Here is a 21,604-nt window from a genome sequence, read left to right on the forward strand (position 1 = left end):
GTGCATCCTGACGTAGCCATCAGAAAACGGGGTGCCCAGAAAACGTGTGCGGCGCACAACGAAAGAGCTGCAAGTTCACAATATTTGGCCTTCCTGTCACGCGCCTGTGACATATATTGGGGAATAGGCGACCAGAGGCCGAAGAGCCTCGGAACAACACGATTTTCAACAGGGATTCAGGCCGCAAGCGCCTGAGGCTGAGGACGAAAATGAAGCGTGGAATTGCCGTTCTGGTTTCGGTCAGTGCCCTCTGCGGCATCGCCTATTTCACGGCGAGCAAGTGGGCGATCAAGCACGAGACCATCACCTTTTACGACGCCTCGCGCGATAATCGTCCTGTGCCGGTTTACATCGCCGTGCGCCGCGACAAGGAAATGCAGGCCAATGCCGGCATGATCACGCTGCCGGTCGCGGTGATCAATCACGGCAACACGGTCAAGAACACCGAGTACGGCTTCCTCGCCAACATCTTCGCTGCGCGCGGCTACATGGTCGTGAGCCCGCAGCACGATCTGCCGACCGACCCTCCGATGGTCACCAAGCCAGGCGAGCTCTATGTCGGCCGACTGCCGCAGATCCTGCGCGGCGTCGCCAACATTCATCTCGCCATGCAGGAGATGAAGAAGGTTCAGCCCAACGCCGACTACGCCAGGGTGACGATGGTCGGCCATTCCATGGGCGGCGACATCACCATGTATTTCGCCAAGCAGTATCCGGATGAGGTCAAGAAGGTCGTCACGCTCGACAATCTGCGCGTGCCCTTCGTCACTGCCGGCAAGTTCAAGATCCTGTCGTTCCGCTCGCAGGATCCGCAGTTCAAGACCGATGCCGGCGTGATCCCGACCGACGAGGAATGCGAGAAGGCGGGCATCCAGGTCGTGAAGACCGAATTTCAGCATAACGACATGCGCGATACCGGCCCGGATGTCGCCAAGAGCTCGATCCAGAGCATGCTCGACAAATTCCTGAGCGCGACCGACAGCGAGATCGCGCCGGTCGACACGCAATCGTCGCCGCCCAACATCCTCGAGCCTGGCCCCGTCGCGCTGATGGCGCCTGCCAAGAGCTGAGATCGAGAGCTGAGATCGAGCTGACGTTCTCGACACCGACTACGCTGATTGCCAAAGCCCCCGCCGGCTCCGTCCGCGGGGGCTTTGCACGTTGACCGGGCTGCCTGCGCTGACCACATTAGCTGCTCAGGTCAAGGGTCGAGGGATGTCGGGCGAACCCATCAAGCCGCGCCGTGGCGATGCCGTTTTGACGCAGGCCGGTGGCGCGGTGCCGCAGGCCGGAACGTCGACGGCGGAGGACATTGCCGCCTTCGTCGCCAGGGCGCGGGCGCTGTCACCCCATGCGCCGGGCGCGAAGGGGCGGCTGATCTTCGCATTGGATGCGACGATGAGCCGGCAACCAACCTGGGACATGGCCTGCGCGCTTCAGGCCGACATGTTTCGCGAGACCGCGGCGCTCGGCAGCCTCGACATCAGGCTGGTCTATTATCGCGGCTTGAACGAGTGCCGCGCCACGGGGTGGATCTCCGACAGCACCAGGCTGGCGGCGCTGATGAGCAAGATCGATTGCCGCGGCGGCGATACCCAGATCGGCAAGGTGTTGAGCGAGGCGCGTCGCGAGGCGGTGGCGTCCGGCGTGCGGGCCGTCGTCTTCGTGGGCGATGCCATGGAGGAGAGGGTCGACGAGCTCTGCGCCAAGGCTGGCGAGCTCGGCATGCTCAAGGTGCCCGTGTTCGTGTTTCAGGAAGGTCATGACGCCGTCGCCGAGCAGGCCTTTCGCGAGATCGCGCGCCTGACCGGCGGTGCCTGGTGCCGGTTCGATCCGGGAGCGGCGGCGCAGTTGCGTGAGCTGCTGCGGGCGGCCGCGGCCTATGCTGCCGGCGGTCGCGAGGCATTGCTGAAATTGGCGAAGACCGCGAGCGGAGCGGCCAAGCTGATCGGTCAAATGAAGTAGCGCCCCGGCCGCCGCGGCTCGCGGCGGCGCGCATGCCATGCATTTTGCCGCGAGGGCGACTATATTCCGGTCATGACCCTGATCGCCGGCGCTGTCGCAATTATCACGCTTTATCTGCTGCTCCAGATGTTCCGCGCCGCAAATCCGGCGGTGCTGGCGCGCACCATCAGATTCGGCGGCGGCGTGCTGGCGCTGGCGATCGCAGCCTTCACGGGCTTGCGCGGTGAGCTGGTGGTGGCGATCCCGCTCGGATTCTTCGGTGCCGGGCTGCTGGGCTGGACCCCGCTGGCAAATGCCGGCTTCGGCAATATCGGCGGGCTGTTCGGCGGCGGTGCTGCGCCCGCGTCGGGGCAGACCTCGCGGGTGCGCTCGCAATTCCTGGATATGCGGCTCGACCACGATTCCGGTCAGCTCGGCGGGCAGATCGTCGCCGGGCCTCACGCCGGGCGCGATCTCGGCGAGTTCGATCTTCCGAGCCTGCTGGCCATGGTCCCGACGTTCGACGCCGAGAGTGTGGCCTTACTTGAAAGCTATCTGGACCGCCGGTTTCCCGCTTGGCGTCAGAACGCGCAGGGCGATGCGGCAGGGGGGCAGCGCCGCGCGGCGGCGAGCAGCAAAATGACGGCGGAGGAGGCCTATCAGATCCTTGGCCTGCAGCCGGGGGCGGGGCGTGACGACATCAGCCGGGCGCACAAGTCCCTGATGAAGAAACTCCATCCCGACCAGGGGGGCTCGAACTATCTCGCTGCCCGGGTAAACGAGGCCAAGGATACTCTGCTTCGCACGCATAACGGCTAACTCCGGCACCACGCTACAAACGCCCGTACCCGCGTGAGCTCCGTTTGCTCTGTCTGTCGTCGCCCCGATGCCCGCCGTTGTCGGCGTGGTCGATCTCTTGAGTAAAAATTTAACCGTAAATTGTTGACGAGAGGTTGTCGCGGAACAGACTTCGCATCACCGCGTCGGCGAAACGAAAAAAGCCCGCGCCGAAGGCGCGGGCTTTTGATCGGAGCGATGTGACGAGGATCAGTTGCGGACGGTGATGCAGGAGATCTCGGCGCGCTTCAGGGCGCGGCAGACCGCTTCGGCCTGATCGCGCTCGAGCCCGGCGAAGCGGGCGCGGTAGAGCTTGCGATTGTCCTTGGCGAGGACGGGCTCGGTGAACGGATCGGCCTTGCTGAGCAGGCCGCGGGCCGAGCTGCGCGCGGCGTCGATGCGCTGCTGGGCTTCGTTCTCGCTCTCGAGCGCGCCGACCTGGACGATCCAGCCGCTGTGGGTGACGACCGGCTTGGTGGTGGCGCTCATCTGGATCGGCTGCGGCGCCGGATCGGCAGAAGCGAGCTTCGGAGCGACCGGAGCGGGCGCGGCGGCGGTTGCAGCCGGCAGCACGCCGAGGATGCCGTTGCCGGTGCCGAACCCGGCGGGCTGCCGCGGCAGCTCGGTGCGGGCGACGTCCGCCTTCGGCGCGTCCGGCGGGCTCATCATCTCGGGCTTGTTGATCAGATCGGCGCGGGCGACGACGGCGCCGGAGGTTTCCGCGACGTCGGAGCGGGACATAACGGTGTTCGTGACCTGCGGCGCGACCGCGGCCGGGGCGGCCGAGGCGACCTTCACGGCGCCGGCCTTGACCTGAACCGTTTTGACCCTGACCGGCTTCATCGGCTCGGACGAGCCGGGGATGATGGAGAGAGGCTGGCTCGAGATCACGCCATTGGTGAGCGGCGCGGGCTCGATCTTGGATTCCGTCTGCCGAACCTCGGGCTTGCTGGCTTCCGGCTTGATCGGGGCCGGCGGCACCGCGGCCGTGGCGGCAGCCAGCGTCGACAGGCGGGCCGCCAGACGCGATGGGGCGGCCTCGGGAGCGGGGGCCGCGGCCTGGACCGGCGCAGCGGGACGAGCCGGCGGCGTATCCGAGGCGTCGGCAACTTCGGTGGCTGCGTCAGCGCCATTGCGCTCGGTGACCGCGGCAACGGTGTGCGTGGTGGCGGCCTTGTCGAGATTCTCCGCGAGCAAATTGCGCATGATGGCATCGCGCGAGCCGCCGCTGCGGCCGCCGAGCACGACGCCGATCAGGTGGCGGTTGCCGCGGCGCATCGAGCTGACGAGGTTGAAGCCGGAGGCGCGGGTGTAGCCGGTCTTGATGCCGTCCACGCCTTCCACGCTGCCGAGCAGGTGATTGTGATTGCGGATCGACTGGCCGCGCCAGTTGAAGGTCGAGGTCGCGAAATAGCGATAGTAGCGCGGGAAGCGCTCCTGGATGGCGCGGCCGAGCGTGGCCTGGTCGCGCGCGGTCGTGACCTGCTCGTCGTTGGGAAGGCCGTTGGCGTTGCGGTAGACGGTCCGGGACATGCCGAGCGCGCGCGCCTTGCGCGTCATCATCTGGGCAAAGTCGTCCTCGTCGCCGGCGATCGCTTCGGCGATCACGACGGCGGCGTCGTTGGCGGAGCGGGTGACGAGACCCTTGATCGCGTCCTCGACACGGATGGTCTGGCCCGCACGCAGGTTCAGCTTGGTCGGATCCTGATCGGCGGCGTGCTGGGACACCGGCATCTCGGTGTCGAGCTTCATCTTGCCGGACTCGAGGCGCTCGAACAGCAGGTAGAGCGTCATGATCTTGGTCAGCGAGGCGGGGTGGCGGATGCCGTCGGGGCTCGTTGCCTGCAGCACCGCGCCGGAATTGCCGTCGACGATGATGGACGCGAATTTCGGGCTGGAACTGTCGGATACATCGCGCTGCACCCGGTGATGCGCGTAGTGCCGGCGATGGCGCCGCGCCTCGGCGGCATCGGTCGTGAAGATGACCGCGGTGGTGACCGTAAGAAGCCCGAAAACGCCGACCCGCGCCAAGCGCGAGGAAGACAAGTTTTTACGAAGCATGGAACCCCGTCCCCGTTTCTCAACTGATCACCGGCTCGTGAGGCGAAATTGTGCCCAATGGACCCGGGATCATTACCTGCTCAGGCTGTCCCTCCGCTGGTGTTCGCCGCGGGGGACGTTCGGCCTGAGCCGCTATTCTGGCTAAGGTGATGTTCTCAAACGGCTTTTGACCGCCTGCGGAAGCTGAACACGTCCAGGGAATCAGGGTAGGGGGCTGCGGTTTCCAAAAGCTTAAGGAACCCTTGCGGGAAACCCCGGGAATCTCCGCGATTTGCGTCCTTTGATAGCTCTTTTTGTGCGACGCACAAGATTCTTGACTTTTTTGTGCGTTGCACTATTTGTGGGCAGGTCAGGGAGCCGGGGCTTCCCGACGCGAGCCAGGGAAAAGGATTCCGAAATGTTCAAGGTTGAAGACTTTCAGAACTACGGGAAAGAGCACTTCGAGCAGTACGTCGCCTCCGCGACCTCGGTGCAGCACGGCCTCCAGGCGATTGCCAGCGCCTATGGCGACTATACGAAGAAGTCGTTCGAAGACACCAAGTCCTTCGTCGAGAAGCTTTCCGGCGTGAAGTCCCTGGACAAGGCCATGGAAGCGCAGACCGATTTCGCCCGTTCCGCCTACGAGACCTTCGTTGCGGAATCGCAGAAGATCGCCGGCCTCTACAGCGACCTCGCCAAGCAGGCGTTCAAGCCGGTCGAGACCATCGTGTCGAAGTTCACCCCGGCCGCCCAGTAACGTTTCTTCGCGACATTCTGGAATCGAAAAGCCCGGCTGAACCAGCCGGGCTTTTTGTTTGCGCGCGGTCGATCCGTCAGCGCGCCACGCGCAGCTTCGACAACGAGGTGCCGATGTCCTTGAACACCGAGACGGTCTGGCTGGCCGAGGTGACCAGGTAGAACTTGTCGCTGCTGCTGGCGCAATATTGCAATACGCTCGAGGTCGGATCGCTGCCGGTGTTCACCTGCACCGTGTAGATCGTGATGTTCTCGGCCTTGGCGTTGTCGCAGAGCTTCTTCTGTCGCGCGTCGATCTGCGAAGCATTGTTGTACCAGCGGTTCTGTGTGTTCAGTCCGTCGGAGAGCAGAACGATCGCGTCCTTGTAGGTGTAGTTCGGGTCCTTGGCCGGCGCGTTCATGGGATTGCCGGTCGACAACGTCATCCAGCCCCAGGCGAGGCCGATACCCTGGTTGGTGTTGCCGGTCGGCTTCATGGCGTCGATGCGGCTCTTGAGCGAGCTCCAGGCATAGCTCAGCGGCATGATCGGTTGCAGATAGGACGAGCTGCCGGAGTCGCAGTAGGAATATTGCTCGGCGGGGAAGAGTGTTCCCACATTGCCGCTCGTCGGCGTGGTGTTCTTGATGTCGTAGTCCTGGTCGCGATCGACCACGCAACCGGTCCAGGTGCTGTGGCTGGCCGGCGTCCATTTCCAGTTATTGCAGTTCCAGTTGTTGCCCGAAGTGCAGCTCCAACTGCCGTTGGCGGCATCCCAATCGCTGAAGTCGACCCAGTCCTTGTTGTAGTTGCTGGCGCCGACGTTGACGTCCTTGGCGAACGGAACGATCGAGATGTACACGTCGCCGTCGGCCTTCGCGAGCGCGCTGAGCTGGTCGACCAGATTCTTCGCGGCCGTCTGCATCGCGGGCATCTTGCCGTCCTGGGCCATGGAGCCGGTGTTGTCGAGCACCAGGGCGACGCGCATGCGGACATTGCCCCAGGCGCTGGTGGACGTTGTGCCGATGCCGAGCGTCGGGAAGCCCGCGATCTTCATGAAGCTGGTGGTGTAGGTGCCGGTGCCGTTGAGCTGGATCGTCGAGCCCATGCTGGTGCTCGCCGTGTAGGTGGCGGCAACGCTGACCGACGGCAGGGTGGCGGTGCCGGTAAACAGCCCGTTGAAATAGGCTTGCGCCTTCGCGCTGATCTGCGACGGGGTGATGGTGCCGGCCGACAGATCCTTGGAGAGCATCAGGGCGGCGGAGTCGAGGGCCGCCTGCATCGACGTGCGGGCCTGGGCGGCGCGGCTGTAGTCCACCGCGGCGCCGATGAAGCCCAGCACCGGGACCAGCGCGATGGCGAAGATCACGGCTATATTGCCTTGCTCGGCCGCTGCGAAGCGGGCAAGCCGTCGACCGATCAGGCTGACAAGCGGCGAGCGAAACATGACGATCCCCTGAGATCCGTGGTTTGCCCGATTTCGCGCCATGCCGTTGAATGCTTGGTAAATTGCACCGTAGAAGTCCGGGGTATCCCCGGCGAAACGTCGCAATCGCGTAAAATGACCGAGTTCCTGGTCAACATGTTCTAGACGGGAGCGGCATAAATTTTGTCAAATCGGTCCGGATTGATTAACCTTGCGAAGATCGCCCGGACTGGGAATCGGGACCGCCCTGTGGCCGCATCGGCCGGACTTTTGCGCGCTTGCGGCGAGCCGGGGGCAGGCCCATATTGCTGGCGAACAATCCGGCTCGGGCCGGATTTGTCGGGAGCGGCGATCCAACGAGGCGGCGCGCCTGCGCCAGGCTCCGAAGGGCGGGGCGCGCGGCGACCGCCATTCGCTTCCGTGGGGAATTTGAACGCCTGAGCCATGCCGCAATTGACTTCCAGACTCGACCTGTCCGCGCCAGCCGCTGCCTACGCTCCTCGCATGAGCAATGACGAGAACCGTTCGGGCAATCCCTCGGGGCCGAACACTTCGGTCATCACCAAGGTCAAGCCCAAGACCAAACGGCCGAACCTCTACCGCGTGCTGATCCTGAACGACGACTACACGCCGATGGAGTTCGTCGTCCACGTGCTGGAAAAGTTCTTCAACAAGGACATCGAGGCCGCGACCAAGATCATGCTGCACGTTCATCATCACGGCATCGGGGAGTGCGGCGTGTTCACCTACGAGATCGCCGAGACCAAGGTGACGCAGGTGATGGATTTCGCCCGCAAGCACCAGCATCCGCTGCAATGCGTGATGGAAAAGAAGTAATCGCGCGTTCGCGTTCTTTAGAGTGGTTCTGTTCGCGTGGTGTGTGATGGCAGCACATCCTGCTGCATGATTCCCGAGCACATCGCGTCCAGCGTCAATCCTGCCCAAATGGGCAGGTCTGCCCAAATCGGAACGGGTTTTGCATCGAAAATACCGCGGGAGTGTCGCTGCCGAGTCGCGGAACCGGTCTTTCGCCGCGGTCTTGTATAACTATATGTGACAAAGGTTGTTGTTGCCTGACCGGGCAGGGACGATCATGATAGTGGGGGCCATAGAGGACGCGAATGCCGACTTTTTCTCAAAGCCTTGAACAATCCCTGCATCGTGCGCTGGCGATCGCAAACGAGCGTCATCACCAATACGCGACGCTCGAGCATCTCTTGCTCTCCCTGATCGACGACTCCGATGCAGCCGCGGTCATGCGCGCCTGTAGCGTCGATCTCGACAAGCTCCGCACGAGCCTCGTCAATTACCTTGAGACCGAGTTCGAGAATCTGGTGACGGATGGCGCCGACGATGCCAAGCCGACCGCCGGTTTCCAACGCGTGATCCAGCGCGCGGTGATCCACGTGCAGTCGTCCGGTCGCGAAGAGGTGACCGGCGCCAACGTGTTGATCGCGATCTTCGCCGAGCGCGAGAGCCACGCCGCCTACTTCCTGCAAGAGCAGGACATGACGCGCTACGACGCCGTCAATTACATCAGTCACGGCATCGCGAAGCGGCCGGGCGTCTCCGAAGCGCGCCCGGTGCGCGGCGTCGACGAGGAGACCGAGACCAAGGGCAGCGAGGACGCCAAGAAGAAGGGCGAGGCGCTCGAGACTTATTGCGTCAACCTCAACAAGAAGGCGCGCGATGGCAAGATCGATCCGGTGATCGGACGCAACTCCGAGATCAACCGTGCGATCCAGGTGCTGTGCCGGCGGCAGAAGAACAACCCGCTGTTCGTGGGCGAAGCCGGCGTCGGCAAGACCGCGATCGCGGAGGGCCTTGCCAAGCGCATCGTCGACAGCGAAGTGCCGGAAGTCCTGGCGGCTGCCACCGTGTTCTCGCTGGACATGGGCACGCTGCTCGCGGGCACGCGCTATCGCGGCGATTTCGAAGAACGCCTGAAGCAGGTGCTGAAGGAGCTCGAAGCGCATCCCAACGCGATCCTGTTCATCGACGAGATCCACACCGTGATCGGTGCAGGCGCGACGTCGGGCGGGGCGATGGATGCCTCGAACCTGCTCAAGCCAGCGCTTGCCTCGGGCACGATCCGCTGCATGGGCTCGACGACGTACAAGGAATATCGCCAGCACTTCGAGAAGGACCGCGCGCTGGTGCGGCGCTTCCAGAAGATCGACATCAACGAGCCGACCGTCGAGGACGCCATCGCCATCCTCAAGGGCCTCAAGCCGTATTTCGAGGACTATCACCGGCTGAAGTACACCAATGAGGCGATCGAGGCTGCGGTGCAGCTATCCTCGCGCTACATCCACGACCGCAAGCTGCCCGACAAGGCGATCGACGTGATCGACGAGTCCGGTGCGGCGCAGATGCTGGTGGCCGAGAACAAGCGCAAGAAGACCATCGGCATCAAGGAGATCGAGACCACGATCGCTTCGATGGCGCGGATCCCGCCGAAGAGCGTGTCGAAGGACGACGCCGAGGTGCTCAAGCATCTCGAAACGACGCTGAAGCGCACGGTGTTCGGTCAGGACAGGGCAATCGAGTCGCTCGCGGCCTCGATCAAGCTGGCGCGTGCCGGCCTGCGTGAGCCGGAAAAGCCGATCGGCTGCTATCTGTTCTCGGGACCCACCGGCGTCGGCAAGACCGAGGTCGCAAAGCAGCTCGCGGCAAGCCTCGGCGTCGAGCTGTTGCGCTTCGACATGTCCGAGTACATGGAGCGGCACACCGTGTCGCGCCTGATCGGCGCGCCTCCCGGCTATGTCGGCTTCGACCAGGGCGGCCTGCTCACCGACGGCGTCGACCAGCATCCGCACTGCGTGGTGCTGCTCGACGAAATCGAGAAGGCGCATCCCGACCTCTACAACGTGCTGCTCCAGATCATGGATCACGGCCGGCTCACCGATCACAACGGCAAGCAGGTCAACTTCCGCAACGTGATCCTGATCATGACCACGAACGCGGGTGCATCGGATCTCGCCAAGCAGGCGTTCGGCTTCACGCGCTCGAAGCGGGAAGGCGACGACCACGAGGCGATCAACCGGCAGTTCGCGCCGGAATTCCGCAACCGTCTCGATGCCATCGTCTCGTTCGGCCATCTCAGCGTCGAGGTGATCGGCACCGTGGTCGAGAAGTTCGTGCTTCAGCTCGAAGCGCAGCTCGGCGACCGCGACGTCACCATCGAGCTGTCCGAGCCGGCCAAGGCCTGGCTGGTTCAGCACGGTTACGACGAGCAGATGGGCGCGCGGCCCATGGCGCGCGTGATCCAGGAGCACATCAAGAAGCCGCTGGCCGACGAGGTGCTGTTCGGCAAGCTCAAGGGCGGCGGTCACGTCCGCGTCGTGCTCGTCAAGGACGAGGCCGACGAGACCAAGGACAAGATCGGCTTCGAATTCGTCGAGGGCCCGGTCACGCCGAAGCAGGAGAAGCTGCCGGGTGCCCGCAAGCGCCCGCCGGGCAAGTCCAAGCCGGGCGGCCCGAAGGGGCCGACCTCCAAGGGTCCGCTGGTCAAGGCTTGATCAGGCGCGCAACATGAATCGAAAGGCCGGCTGAAGAGCCGGCCTTTTTGTTTGGGAGGCAGTGCGGGACCGCTTACGTCCCGGTATCGGGCGGTGGTGCCGCCGGCGCCCGTGGCTTTTTCGGCGCCGCCGGCCGCGCGCGGACCGTCGGCTGCATCGTCACGATGACCGGATTGGGCTTGTGATCGGTGGCTGCACCGGTCGCGGCATCGACGCCCATGCCGACGACGCCGCCGAGCAGGAGATTGCCGGCGAAGCCGGCGGCCCCTGATGTCGGGATGTCCCGGCTGAGCGGGACGATCTGCGGCTCGTAGCCTTCCTTCTGGAAGGTGATCGAGATGTCGGCGTTTCGCTTGACGACGACCGAACAGGGCGTCGTGCAGGTGGTCGGAACTTCCATTCCGCTGACGACGGCTTCCACGCCTGAAGGTGTCGATGAGATGCTGATATTTTCAGTCGTGCCGCGCGTGACAGACGCGCAGCCGCCCAGCATGACGCTGAGCGCCGCAATTCCCAGTAAACGCATGAAGTGCCCCTTATTCCCCGCGACAATCAAGCGCAACCGGAGCGCGAGGGCAATAGGTCATTGGTCCGGATAGTTAAGCCACGCAGGGGTTGTGCACGGGAATGGGAGGTACCGGAGGCTGGGGCGGCTCCGTCAGTCGCCCCGCAGGCGCTGATCGTCCTGCACGCGGACCTGCTCGGCACCGCGCGCGCCGGCCGGAGACAGCCGCAGCATGCTCAGGACGGCGCCGCAGAGCGCAAATCCGACGCCTGCGAAGAGCGCCAGCCTTGTGCCCTCGACCGGATAGCGGCCGAGCAGCAGCGCTACCAGCGCTGCGCCGGTGGTCTGGCCGAGCAGGCGCGCCGTGCCCAGCATGCCGCTGGCGCCGCCGGCGCGCTCGCGCGGGGCGGCTGCGATCATGGTGCGGTTGTTGGGGGTCTGGAACAGGCCGAAGCCGGCGCCTGCCAGCGCCATGCGCCAGATCACGTCCAGCGGCGTTGGCGCTGCAGGCAGCAGCGCGAGCGCGGCAAGGCCGCAGGCGAACAGCGTGAGCCCGATGCCGCCGAGCAGGCCGGCCGGGTAATGCTCGACCAGGCGACCGGCCAGCGGCGCCGCGAACGCCACCGCGATCGGCCATGGCGTGATCAACAGGCCCATATGCACCGCCGAATAGCCGAAGCGGCTCTGCAGGTAGAACGGGATCGCGACGAAGGCCAGCATCTGCCCGCAGAACGAGGCGATCGAAGTCGCGATCGACAGCGCGAACACCGGGATGCGCAACAGGTCGACCGGCAGCAGCGGCGAGGTCATGTGCGTCTCGCGATAGACCAGCAGCGCGCCGGCGACGATCGCGATGACGAACTGGATCAGGCAGGTGATCGCTGCCTCGCCATGACCGACGCTGTCGACCGCGGCGATTCCGACGCCGAAGGTGATCGCGGAAAGTCCCGCGCTCTGCCAGTCGAACGGATGGCTGGCAGGCCTGGTGTGGGGCAGGCTGCGCAAGCCGACCAGCAGCGTCACCGCGCCGAGCGGCACGTTGATGGCGAACAGCCAGGGCCAGCTTCCGACCGCAAGGATGCCTGCGGCGAGCGTCGGGCCGATTGCGGCCGAGAATGCGACGACGAGTGCGTTGAGCCCGATGCCGCGGCCAAGCTGGCTGCGTGGATAGGTGAAGCGCACGAGCGCCGAATTGACGCTCATGATGCCGGCGGCACCAAAGCCCTGGAGGATGCGTGCGACCGTCAGCAGCGGCAGCGTATGCGCCAGCGCGCAGAAGGCGGATGCGAGCGTGAACAGCACCAGCCCGACCAGATAGACGCGGCGATAGCCGACGATCTCGCCGAGCGAGGCCAGCGGCAGCAGCGAGATCGTGATCGCGAGCTGATAGCCGTTGACGATCCAGATCGAGAAGGCCGGGCTCGCATCGAGGTCGGCCGCGATCGTCGGCAGCGCGACATTGGCGATGGCGCTGTCGACCACCGCCATGATGATGCCGAGCGCAATGGTCAGCACCGCCTGGTTGCGCTGAGGCTGCGGCAGGCCGTCGGCATGCTCGATGGGGGCGGACGACATCGTAAAGCGTGTTCGGTTGGAGGCTGCTGGTCCGCAACTTGGTCCGACCCGGGATGGTTCCGTTCAGCCCTATTTAGGCTTCCGCAGCTCCTGAATCGCTCTCAGGTAGCTTACCACGGCCGCGGCGTCGTCGCGGCCGAATCGAAACGTCGGCATGAAGCGGTGAATGCTGCTGTAACCCTCCTGGAGGCGCTCCATGAAATCGGGGTCGTAGAGCTTGTTCTCGCCGAGGGTCCGGAAAGGCGGTGCCAGTTCGTTTCGGCTCGTGCCCGTCTTGCCGACCGCGTGACACCGTGCGCACATCTGCTGCAGCAATGCCTCAGCGTGCCGCTGTTCGAGGTCCAGGGCTTGACTAACGCTGCTCCACAGAACGCCAACGGCCAGCAGCGCCGGCGCAAACCTATTCATCGCGCACTCCCGTCATTCCCAGCGCGAGGTTGCCTTGGCCCAGACGTAGAGTGCGATCAAGGCGATCGTTACCCCCGTGGAGAAGATCAGGATGCCGCGATCCCAATCGATCCTCTCTCGCTCCGCTCTTCTGAAAGAGAGAGCCATGAACACGGCCTTCATGGCAAATCGGCGCATCGGGGGCCTCGCGACGGCCGCAGAATGTCACGGCCGGCACAAGCAGGTTTGATGCAGCTCAAGGTTCAGACCGCCGGTGGGTTCCGGTCCGTGAAGGTCGTACGCTGATGCCAGTAGGGATAGGGCAGCGTCACCTTGCTGGCCGCGTCGAGCTTTGCGATCTGGTCCTTGGTCAGCGACCAGCCAACCGCGCCGAGGTTCTCGCGCAGCTGCGCCTCGTTGCGCGCGCCGATGATCAGCGTCGACACGGTCGGGCGCTGCAGCAGCCAGTTCAGGGCGATCTGCGACACGCTCTTGCCGGTCTCCTTCGCGACCTCGTCGATGGCATCGACAACGCGATAGACGTGCTCGTCCGGCACCGGCGGGCCGAACTCCGCCGTCTTGGGCAGGCGGCTCACCTCGGGCTTGGGCTGCCCCCGGCGGATCTTGCCCGTGAGGCGTCCCCATCCGAGCGGCGACCAGACCACCGCACCGAGGCCCTGGTCGAGGCCGAGCGGCATCAGCTCCCATTCGTAGTCGCGGCCGATCAGTGAATAATAGGTCTGGTTGGCGACGTAGCGCGGGAAGCCGTGCCTGTCGGCAACGCCGAGCGACTTCATCAGGTGCCAGCCGGAGAAATTCGAAACGCCGACATAGCGGATCTTGCCGGCGCGCACGAGCACGTCGAGGGTTGAGAGCACCTCTTCGGGCGGGGTGAAGGCGTCGAAGCCATGAAGCTGGAACAGGTCGATGTAGTCGGTGCCGAGCCGCTTGAGCGAACCGTCGATGGCCGTGAGCAGATGCTGCCGCGACGAGCCGATGTCGTTGGGGCCGTCGCCGAAGCGGAAGGTCGCCTTGGTCGAGATCAGCACCTTGTCGCGGCGGCCCTTGATGGCCTCGCCGAGAACGCGTTCGGATTCACCGAGCGAATAGACGTCGGCGGTGTCGAACATCGACACGCCGGCCTCGAGGCAGATGTCGAGCAGGCGCCGCGCCTCGGTCGCGTCCGTCGTGCCCCAGGCGGCGAGGCGGCCGACGCCGCCGAATGTGCCAGTGCCAAGGCTCAGAGCGGGGACCATGAGGCCTGACCGGCCCAAGCGTCGGTATTCCATCGATGTGCTCCTCGGATGGCCGCTGATTGATCCCTGCGGCCCAGGTAGCGAGGTTAGCGCAAGCAACCGCCTTGTCCTATCACGCGCTCACATACCGGCCTTGCTCGGGAATGCCCTAATCGTGCCGCAGCATATCATCGAGCGCGGCATCGATGATGCGCGGGCCGGCGGCCTTCGCCGTGAATTTCGCCTCGTTGCTCGCGACGGACAAGTCAGCGCAGCCGAGATCTCGATTGCGCGCCCGCTGCGGCAGCAGCGTCAGACCCCATCCCACCACGACGAGCACCGCGAGACGGATCGCGATGACGCTCAGCAACAGTTCGGTTCCGCTGGTGGTCGCGTGAGTTCTCATGCGTGCAGCCTGATGCACGCATGACGGCAAGACAATCTGGAATTGGCGAGCCGAGCCTTCGCCGCTGACGAAGGCTCGGGAAGATGGCTGCCTCAGTGCCGCAACTGGCTCTGCCGGAAGTCGCGCGGCGACATGCCGAATTGCTCGCGAAAAACGCGGCCGAAATGCGAGACGTCGTTGAAGCCCCAGGCGAACGCGATCTCGCTGATGTGGCGATGGACGAGCAGGGGCGAGGCGAGATCGCGCCGACAATGGGCGAGGCGTTCGGCGAGAACGAAACGTTGGAAAGACGTGTCCTCGTCGGCGAGAAGGTCGTTCACGTAGCGCGGCGAGATGCCGAGTGCGGCTGCGGTCTCCGATAATGAAAGGTCGGGATCGGCCAGGTGGGCGCGGACGTGCGCCTTGAGCCGGTAGATCAGCGCGGAGCGGTGGGTCGAGGACCGCAGCGAGGTCTTGCCGAGCCGCTCGCTCAGTGCCATCGCGAGCAGATCGACGGCCTGCTCCGACAATGCGGCGGCGTTGTCGGATGCCAGCCGGTCGGCGCTCTGGCAAAGCCGGAAGATGAAATCATAGGCGAGCCGCTCGAGCGGTGCCTCAGAACCGAACGACATTGCGGTCAGTGTCTCGGTGCCGCCGAGCCGGCGCTGCAACATCTCGCGCGGCACCTTGAAGATGGCTTGCGTGAAAGGATCGTCGAACTTCAACTCGTAGGGGCGCGTGGTGTCGTAAAGCGCGAACTCGCCGGGATGGATCACGGTCTCGCGGCCGTCCTGCGCCACGCCGCCATCGCCGCGATGGCCGAGCGCGACCAGCACGAAGTCCTGGTCCGAGCGCGCGATGCGGGAGGGCGTGCGGAACACATGCTGTCGGTCCGAGCACACCTCGGAGCAGACCGCCTTGCCGAGCGAAGCTTGCGTCACCGACCCGCGAAAGGCGCTGCCGAGATCCGACTTGCAGTCGAGCCCGACGAAGACGTCGCAGACGATGTCCTGCCACAGGGCGAGCCGCCGATGGCCGGGGCTGCCGTCCGTCGTGAACTGGATTGTCATTGGGACAGCCTCCCTTTCACATTCCGCAAAGCCGCGTGTTGGCGCAGATCGAGCCTAGCCGGAGGCAAATCCCGTACCGGGCGCCGATCCCTTCCAGTCGAGTTTTCGTTCCGCCGTGGTCGAGCGCCCGGCCGTCCGGCTTGGCCAAATAGACTGCATCGGAGATGGCTTCCGATCAACCGGCAAGGGAGGCGGCAATGGGCATCGAACATCCGAAATACAAGGTGGCGGTGGTGCAGGCGGCGCCGGCCTGGCTCGATCTCGACGCCTCGATCGACAAGTCGGTCGCGCTGATCAGGGAGGCTGCCGAGAAGGGCGCCAAGCTGATCGCCTTCCCGGAGGCCTTCATCCCCGGCTACCCCTGGCATATCTGGATGGATTCCCCGGCCTGGGCGATCGGCCGCGGCTTCGTGCAGCGTTATTTCGACAATTCGCTGTCCTATGACAGTCCGCAGGCCGAACGGCTGCGCGATGCCGTGCGCAAGGCGAAGCTGACGGCGGTGATCGGCCTGTCCGAGCGCGACGGCGGCAGCCTGTATCTGGCGCAATGGCTGATCGGCCCCGAGGGCGAGACCATCGCAAAGCGCCGCAAGCTGCGGCCGACCCATGCCGAGCGCACCGTCTATGGGGAGGGCGACGGCAGCGATCTCGCGGTGCATGCGCGGGCCGACATCGGCCGGCTTGGCGCCCTGTGCTGTTGGGAGCATCTGCAGCCGTTGTCGAAATACGCGATGTATGCCCAGAACGAGCAGGTGCATGTCGCGGCCTGGCCGAGCTTCTCGCTCTACGATCCCTTCGCGCCGGCGCTAGGGGCCGAGGTCAACAATGCCGCCTCGCGCGTCTATGCGGTGGAGGGCTCCTGCTTCGTGCTCGCGCCGTGCGCGACGGTCTCGCAGGCCATGATCGACGAGCTCTGCGACCGGCCGGACAAGCACGCGCTGCTGCATGCCGGCGGCGGCTTTGCCGCCATCTACGGCCCCGACGGCAGTCAGATCGGCGACAAGCTCGCGCCCGACCAGGAGGGCCTCCTGATCGCCGAGATCGACCTCGGCGCCATCGGCGTCGCCAAGAACGCGGCAGATCCGGCCGGCCATTATTCGCGGCCCGACGTGACGCGGCTGTTGCTCAACAAGAAGCGCTACCAGCGCGTCGAGCAGTTCGCGCTGCCGGTGGACACCGTCGAGCCCACGGACATTGCCGCGGCGGCGAGCTGACCACCGGGATCGAGAGGAGGGTATGATCATGGAATCCGCAATTCCTGCGCATCTCGAAACCACGCGTACGCGCCACAAGCGCGTGCCGGACGATTACCAGCCGCCTTATCCGTCCTTCGTGGCGCGCTACAGGCCCGGTGTGAGCCGCGTCGTGATGGCCTATTTCGGCGTGCAGTATCGCGGCGCGGCGCCGGTGGCCGCAACGGAGGCGCTCGCCGAAATCGCGGAGCGGTTCGCCGTGGCAGGCGGGCCGTCGCATTGGGACCGCGCCCGCTACGTCGACCAGGTCGGCCATGAGACCATCGTCTCGGTTGGCTATTGGGACGATATCCCGCGCTTCGATGCCTGGTTCGAACCGGCGCGCGAGGCCTGGACCGGCCGGCAACGCGAGGGCATCGGCACCTTCATTGAGGTGCTGCGTCCCACGGTGGCGCGGCACGAGACGCTGTTCTCCTCGCCCGACCGGACCGAGGGCGTTGCCGCCATCGCGGGCGGCATGAGCGGCGAGGTGCAGGAGCACGCCTATTGGGGCGGCATGCGCGACCGTATCCCGCTGTCGCAAACCGACGCGATGGCCCCCGGCGGTGCGCCCGAGCTGATCCGCGACGGCGCGCGGCTGCGGGTGGCCGCGCACGACAATCTCTGCCTGATCCGATCCGGACAGGACTGGAGCGACACCGAGGCGTCCGAGCGAAAGCTCTATCTCGACGATGTCGAGCCGGTGCTGCGCGAGGGCATGGACTTTCTGCGCGACGACGGCCTTGCGGTCGGTTGCTATGCCAACCGCTACATGCAGGTGCTCCAGACCGACGGCCGCGTGAGCGAGAAGTCCTATGGCCAGAGCTGGTGGAAGAGCCTCGCCGCGCTGGAGCGCTGGGCGGAGTCGCATCCGACCCATGTGAAGATCTTCGCTGCGGCGATGAAGTATCTGTCCACGCTCGGGCCGTCAGCCAAGCTGCGGCTCTATCACGAGGTCACCGTGGCGGCCGCGGACGAGCAGTTCTTCGAATATCTGAACTGTCATCCGAAGACGGGTATGTTGGCGGCGGTCGAGACGGTGGTCGCTTAGACCACGCAATGGCCGAGCAGCTCGGGATGGGCGGCGCAGATGTGATGTGCGCCGGCGTCCCTGAGCTCGGCCTCGCTACCGTAGCCGTAGAGCACGCCGATCGCGGTCATGCCGTTGGTGCGGGCGCCCACGACGTCGTGGCTGCGGTCGCCGATCATGATCGCGCCGCCGGCATCGACCCTGGTCTCGTCGAGCGCGTAGCGCAGCAGGTCGCGCTTGTCGACGCGGGTGCCGTCGAGCTCGGAGCCGAACACGCGCTCGAAATAGGGTTTCAGGCCGAAATGATCGACGATGCGGGTGGCGTAGACCGCGGGCTTGCTGGTCGCGATGAACATGCGCTGGCCGGTCGCGGCGAGCGTCGTCAGCGTGTCCACGATGCCGGCATAGGCCTCGTTCTCGAACAGGCCGATATCGGAAAAACGCTCGCGATAGAGCAGCAGCGCGCGGTCGGCTAGCTCGTCGGTTCCGGTGAGCTTTTTCAGGCTGGCATGCAGCGGCGGGCCGATGCACCAGGTCAGTTCATCCTCGCTCGGCACCGCGACGTCCAGCCGCTCCAGCGCGTACTGGATCGAGCGCGTGATCCCCGGCTTCGGATTGGTGAGCGTGCCGTCGAGATCAAAGAAGATTGTAACCATGCTGGCCGTGCCCGTGTCGATATTGCCGCCGATGACTTGACCTAAACGAGGCCGAAGGCCAAGGCAACGCCGCCTCGTCGATTCCAGGAACCGTTTTAAAGCTCGCTATTGGCGGGGCGTGAGCGTAGTGTCCTGCCATCACCGCCCTTCCCATGGCATCCATCGGTGACTGAGGGTCACTCGCGCTCCCGCCGAACGAGGAGGAGCGAGTATGTCTCGATTTCGACTCACCGATTCGAACTTGCCGCCGGTGGTCGCCCCGCCGTTTCCATTGCGCCTGGTGACCGCTGCGGCCGTTCTGAATGGATAGGACGCCGCTCCAATATCTGGTGAGCGGGCGCGATCAGAGCGGCTACGTCAGCTTGGCGCGCGCCACGACGGCCGCAGCGCTGAAGAAGGCGAGAGAGCTATTGCAGGAAGGCTATATCGACGTGCGGATATGCACGCCGCAAGGCCGGATTCTGCTGTCTGACGAGTTCGACCAGTTCGAGGCGTGAGGAGCGCGAGGCGCCAAATGGCGTCCCCGGATTCGCAGCGAGGAAACATGACTTCATGACGATGCGTGTTGTCGCATTGGTGCTTGGCACTTTCCCGCAAGGTGCTGCCGCGAAGGAGCCGGACTGCCGCGCGATCGAGAGCACGAGCGGCCGGCTCGCCTGTCACGATGCTGCGGTTCCGCCGACAGCGATAGCTCCGACATCAAGCGAAATCATCGAGGTGCCGACATGACGCCACTCCGCCGTATCGCCGTCATCGGCAACTCGCTGCCTCGCCGGTGCGGAATTGCGACCTATACGACCGACCTGAAGAACGCGATAGCGATTTCACGCCAGGATCTCGAGACCTGCATCGTGGCAATGACCGATCGCGGTCAAGCCTATGATTATCCTCCAGCGGTCGCGTTCCAGATCAAGGATGACGATATCGAGGATTACATCCGGGCCGCGGACTTCCTCAATGCCGGCCGGTTCGACACCGTGTGTCTGCAGCACGAGTTCGGGATTTTCGGCGGTGAAGCCGGGGCCCATATCCTCGTGTTGTTGTCTCGCCTTGCCATGCCGGTCGTGACGACGTTCCATACCGTGCTGGCCGATCCGACATCTGCGCAACGGACGGTCCTCGAGCGCATCGTCGAGGCGTCGTCGAAGGTCGTGGTGATGGCCAACAAGGGCCGCGAACTGCTGCGCGAGGTCTACCTTGTGCCCGACGACAAGATCGAGGTCATCGCCCACGGCATTCCCGATGTCGCCTTCGTCGCGCCCGATGCAGCGAAAGCCAAGCTGGGATTCGAGCAGAAATCGGTCATCCTGACATTCGGCCTGTTGTCACCGAACAAGGGCATCGAGATCATGATCGACGCCATGCCGTCGATTCTGAAGCGCTGCGAGAATGCGGTGTACGTCGTGCTCGGCGCAACGCATCCCAACCTGGTCCGAAACCAGGGCGAGGCCTATCGTGAGAGCCTGGTGGCTCGGGTGCGCGAACTCGGAATTGACGATCAGGTGGTCTTCTTCGACCGGTTCGCCGATCTGGCGACGCTGCTCGAATTCATCTCGATGTGCGACGTCTATGTCACGCCCTATCTCAACGAGGCCCAGATGACGTCGGGAACCCTGGCCTACAGCTTCGGACTGGGAAAGCCGGTCGTCTCGACGCCTTACTGGCATGCCCGCGAGCTGCTTGCCGACGGGTATGGCGTCCTGGTGCCTTTCAGCGACGCCACGGCGATTGGCGAGGAGATCGCAGACTTGCTGACCGACGACGCTCGCCGGCAGGCGATGTCCCGGCGCGCCTATGCGGCGAGCCGGACGATGACATGGGAGCGGGTGGCCGAGCGCTACGTGTCCGTCTTCGAGAATGCGCGGCATGGTCATCGGTTGAAGGTTCTCGCGCGCTCCGAGGTGAGCTCGCCGGAGCCTCGTAGCCCCGCGCCGCCCGACATGCAGATCGGTCATTTCCTGTCGATGTGCGATGATGTCGGACTGTTCCAGCACGCGGTACATTCGGTGCCGGATCGCGCGCACGGCTATTGTGTCGACGACAATGCCCGAGCACTGCTGCTGGCCTGCGTCCTCAATGGTCCAGGCGAACAGCCGCTGTCGGAGGTCTTGACGAGCCGGTTTGCAGCATTCGTGCAGCACGCCTGGAACCCCGACACCGGGCAATTTCGCAATTTCATGGGCTTCAATCGAACCTGGCTCGAAGACCGAGGGTCCGAAGACAGTCAGGGGCGGACGTTATGGGCTTTGGGCGAGGCCGCACGTAGAGACGCCAGCCCGGCCCGGCGCCTGTGGGCGGCGGCCTTGTTCGCCCAGGCATTGTCGATCGCGGCGGGCTTTCGTTCGCCCCGCGCGTGGGCGTTCACGTTGCTGGGCTTGGACGCCTATTGCGCGGTGACTCCGGACGATCTCCATGCCAGGGAAGTTCGGCATTCCCTTGCCGACAAGTTGATGGCTTGTCTGGCCTCGGTCGAGACACCGGACTGGGTGTGGTTCGAGGACGGGCTGGCCTACGACAACGCGCAACTGCCGCAGGCGCTGATGCTCACGGGCATGGCGACGCGGGCGCCTCAATATCTCGATGCCGGGTTGAGGTCTCTGCGCTGGCTCATGGCGCAACAGACGACCGCGGCAGGGCATTTCCGACCGGTCGGCACCGCCGGCTTCGGCGAGCGGCGGCAACATCCCCGTGCCTTCGATCAGCAGCCCGTGGAAGCAACGGCAACGATCGCTGCCTGTCTCACGGCGTGGCGGGCCGAGGGCGATGCCGAATGGAAGGCCATGGCAACGCGGGCCTTCGCCTGGTTCCAGGGCAGCAACGATCTCTCGGTGGCGCTGGTCGATCCGCTCACCGGCAGTTGCAGGGATGGCTTGCACCCCGATCGCGCCAACGAGAACCGCGGGGGCGAGTCGGTTGTTTGCTATCTCCTCGGACTTGCGGAGATGCGCCAGCTTGCGCGCGTCAATCCGAGCCTGACGCGGCCTACGGCGTTGCGCGCCGTGAGCGCCCGAACCTGATCTTCTCACTC

At 64.9% G+C, this 21,604-nt stretch carries 21 protein-coding genes; 11 read left to right on the top strand and 10 right to left on the bottom strand.

Translation table 11 applies throughout. The features are described from left to right. Positions 1 to 209: 209 nt before the first annotated feature. The 3 genes from TSA1_RS00615 to TSA1_RS00625 all read left to right on the top strand — a co-directional run bounded on the left by TSA1_RS00615 (position 210) and on the right by TSA1_RS00625 (position 2,763). On the top strand, positions 210 to 1,070 hold the full coding sequence (locus tag TSA1_RS00615; protein ID WP_100174646.1) for an alpha/beta fold hydrolase: 861 nt from the start codon (positions 210 to 212) through the stop codon (positions 1,068 to 1,070). Positions 1,071 to 1,215: 145 nt separating this feature from the next. Further along, on the top strand, positions 1,216 to 1,965 hold the full coding sequence (locus TSA1_RS00620; RefSeq protein WP_100174647.1) for a vWA domain-containing protein: 750 nt from the start codon (positions 1,216 to 1,218) through the stop codon (positions 1,963 to 1,965). Between the two features lie 72 nt (positions 1,966 to 2,037). Further along, positions 2,038 to 2,763 (top strand): DnaJ domain-containing protein, encoded by a 726-nt coding sequence (locus TSA1_RS00625; protein WP_100174648.1) that lies wholly within the window; start codon positions 2,038 to 2,040, stop codon positions 2,761 to 2,763. A gap of 228 nt (positions 2,764 to 2,991) precedes the next feature. Here the strand turns inward: TSA1_RS00625 and TSA1_RS00630 are convergent, their stop codons facing one another. Continuing rightward, entirely contained in the window at positions 2,992 to 4,842 is a 1,851-nt protein-coding gene (locus TSA1_RS00630; protein WP_100174649.1) for a D-alanyl-D-alanine carboxypeptidase, read from the bottom strand. A 397-nt stretch (positions 4,843 to 5,239) separates the two neighbouring features. Here TSA1_RS00630 and TSA1_RS00635 point away from each other — a divergent pair, with 397 nt between their 5' ends. Then, positions 5,240 to 5,578: a phasin family protein gene (locus TSA1_RS00635; RefSeq protein ID WP_097658894.1), complete on the top strand. Its 339-nt coding sequence runs from the start codon at positions 5,240 to 5,242 to the stop codon at positions 5,576 to 5,578. 76 nt (positions 5,579 to 5,654) lie between these two features. Here TSA1_RS00635 and TSA1_RS00640 read toward each other — a convergent pair whose 3' ends face one another. Further along, positions 5,655 to 7,001, bottom strand: a complete 1,347-nt coding sequence (locus TSA1_RS00640) for a pilus assembly protein (protein ID WP_100174650.1) — start codon at positions 6,999 to 7,001, stop codon at positions 5,655 to 5,657. 483 nt (positions 7,002 to 7,484) lie between these two features. On the opposite strand from TSA1_RS00640, the gene clpS reads away from it, so the two are divergent. Together clpS and clpA are read left to right on the top strand one after the other, a co-directional pair. After that, positions 7,485 to 7,817, top strand: a complete 333-nt coding sequence (gene clpS, locus TSA1_RS00645; protein ID WP_026202494.1) for an ATP-dependent Clp protease adapter ClpS — start codon at positions 7,485 to 7,487, stop codon at positions 7,815 to 7,817. 284 nt (positions 7,818 to 8,101) lie between these two features. Further along, the gene (gene clpA, locus TSA1_RS00650) at positions 8,102 to 10,501 is read left to right on the top strand and encodes an ATP-dependent Clp protease ATP-binding subunit ClpA (protein WP_100174651.1); all 2,400 of its coding nucleotides are present in this window, start codon (positions 8,102 to 8,104) and stop codon (positions 10,499 to 10,501) included. Positions 10,502 to 10,574: 73 nt separating this feature from the next. On the opposite strand, the gene TSA1_RS00655 is transcribed toward clpA, so the two are convergent. The 7 genes from TSA1_RS00655 to TSA1_RS00680 all read right to left on the bottom strand — a co-directional run bounded on the left by TSA1_RS00655 (position 10,575) and on the right by TSA1_RS00680 (position 15,658). Continuing rightward, positions 10,575 to 11,027, bottom strand: a complete 453-nt coding sequence (locus tag TSA1_RS00655; RefSeq protein ID WP_097658898.1) for a PEGA domain-containing protein — start codon at positions 11,025 to 11,027, stop codon at positions 10,575 to 10,577. A gap of 132 nt (positions 11,028 to 11,159) precedes the next feature. Beyond that, a complete protein-coding gene (locus TSA1_RS00660) occupies positions 11,160 to 12,581 on the bottom strand; it encodes an MFS transporter (protein WP_100174652.1) in 1,422 nt (473 codons plus the stop codon). A gap of 69 nt (positions 12,582 to 12,650) precedes the next feature. Continuing rightward, positions 12,651 to 12,989: a c-type cytochrome gene (locus TSA1_RS00665; RefSeq protein WP_100174653.1), complete on the bottom strand. Its 339-nt coding sequence runs from the start codon at positions 12,987 to 12,989 to the stop codon at positions 12,651 to 12,653. Positions 12,990 to 13,001: 12 nt separating this feature from the next. Then, a complete protein-coding gene (locus TSA1_RS39515) occupies positions 13,002 to 13,166 on the bottom strand; it encodes a hypothetical protein (RefSeq protein ID WP_174718678.1) in 165 nt (54 codons plus the stop codon). A gap of 65 nt (positions 13,167 to 13,231) precedes the next feature. Then, positions 13,232 to 14,257: an aldo/keto reductase gene (locus TSA1_RS00670; protein WP_174718679.1), complete on the bottom strand. Its 1,026-nt coding sequence runs from the start codon at positions 14,255 to 14,257 to the stop codon at positions 13,232 to 13,234. A gap of 115 nt (positions 14,258 to 14,372) precedes the next feature. Beyond that, entirely contained in the window at positions 14,373 to 14,609 is a 237-nt protein-coding gene (locus TSA1_RS00675) for a hypothetical protein (protein ID WP_100174655.1), read from the bottom strand. Positions 14,610 to 14,701: 92 nt separating this feature from the next. Next, the gene (locus TSA1_RS00680; RefSeq protein ID WP_100174656.1) at positions 14,702 to 15,658 is read right to left on the bottom strand and encodes an AraC-like ligand-binding domain-containing protein; all 957 of its coding nucleotides are present in this window, start codon (positions 15,656 to 15,658) and stop codon (positions 14,702 to 14,704) included. 197 nt (positions 15,659 to 15,855) lie between these two features. On the opposite strand from TSA1_RS00680, the gene TSA1_RS00685 reads away from it, so the two are divergent. Further along, positions 15,856 to 16,872 carry a carbon-nitrogen hydrolase family protein gene (locus TSA1_RS00685; protein WP_100174657.1) on the top strand — a complete coding sequence of 339 codons (1,017 nt, stop codon included), beginning with the start codon at positions 15,856 to 15,858 and terminating at the stop codon, positions 16,870 to 16,872. Positions 16,873 to 16,900: 28 nt separating this feature from the next. Further along, on the top strand, positions 16,901 to 17,941 hold the full coding sequence (locus TSA1_RS00690; protein ID WP_100180901.1) for a phenylacetaldoxime dehydratase family protein: 1,041 nt from the start codon (positions 16,901 to 16,903) through the stop codon (positions 17,939 to 17,941). On the opposite strand, the gene TSA1_RS00695 is transcribed toward TSA1_RS00690, so the two are convergent. Next, positions 17,938 to 18,576, bottom strand: a complete 639-nt coding sequence (locus TSA1_RS00695; protein ID WP_100174658.1) for an HAD family hydrolase — start codon at positions 18,574 to 18,576, stop codon at positions 17,938 to 17,940. The two genes, TSA1_RS00690 and TSA1_RS00695, sit on opposite strands and share 4 nt — an antisense overlap. A 302-nt stretch (positions 18,577 to 18,878) precedes the next feature. Here TSA1_RS00695 and TSA1_RS00700 point away from each other — a divergent pair, with 302 nt between their 5' ends. From TSA1_RS00700 to TSA1_RS00705, 3 genes are read left to right on the top strand one after another with little or no spacing between them, the layout of a single operon-like run. Next, complete coding sequence (locus TSA1_RS00700) at positions 18,879 to 19,073, top strand: hypothetical protein (RefSeq protein WP_097658906.1); 195 nt, start codon at positions 18,879 to 18,881, stop codon at positions 19,071 to 19,073. A gap of 55 nt (positions 19,074 to 19,128) precedes the next feature. Next, complete coding sequence (locus TSA1_RS39230) at positions 19,129 to 19,305, top strand: hypothetical protein (protein WP_161497175.1); 177 nt, start codon at positions 19,129 to 19,131, stop codon at positions 19,303 to 19,305. Continuing rightward, positions 19,302 to 21,593: a glycosyltransferase family 4 protein gene (locus tag TSA1_RS00705; RefSeq protein WP_100174659.1), complete on the top strand. Its 2,292-nt coding sequence runs from the start codon at positions 19,302 to 19,304 to the stop codon at positions 21,591 to 21,593. Before TSA1_RS39230 ends, TSA1_RS00705 begins: the two co-directional genes overlap by 4 nt. The last annotated feature ends 11 nt before the right edge of the window (positions 21,594 to 21,604 follow it).

The organism is Bradyrhizobium nitroreducens, assembly GCF_002776695.1.
GTDB lineage: Bacteria > Pseudomonadota > Alphaproteobacteria > Rhizobiales > Xanthobacteraceae > Bradyrhizobium > Bradyrhizobium nitroreducens.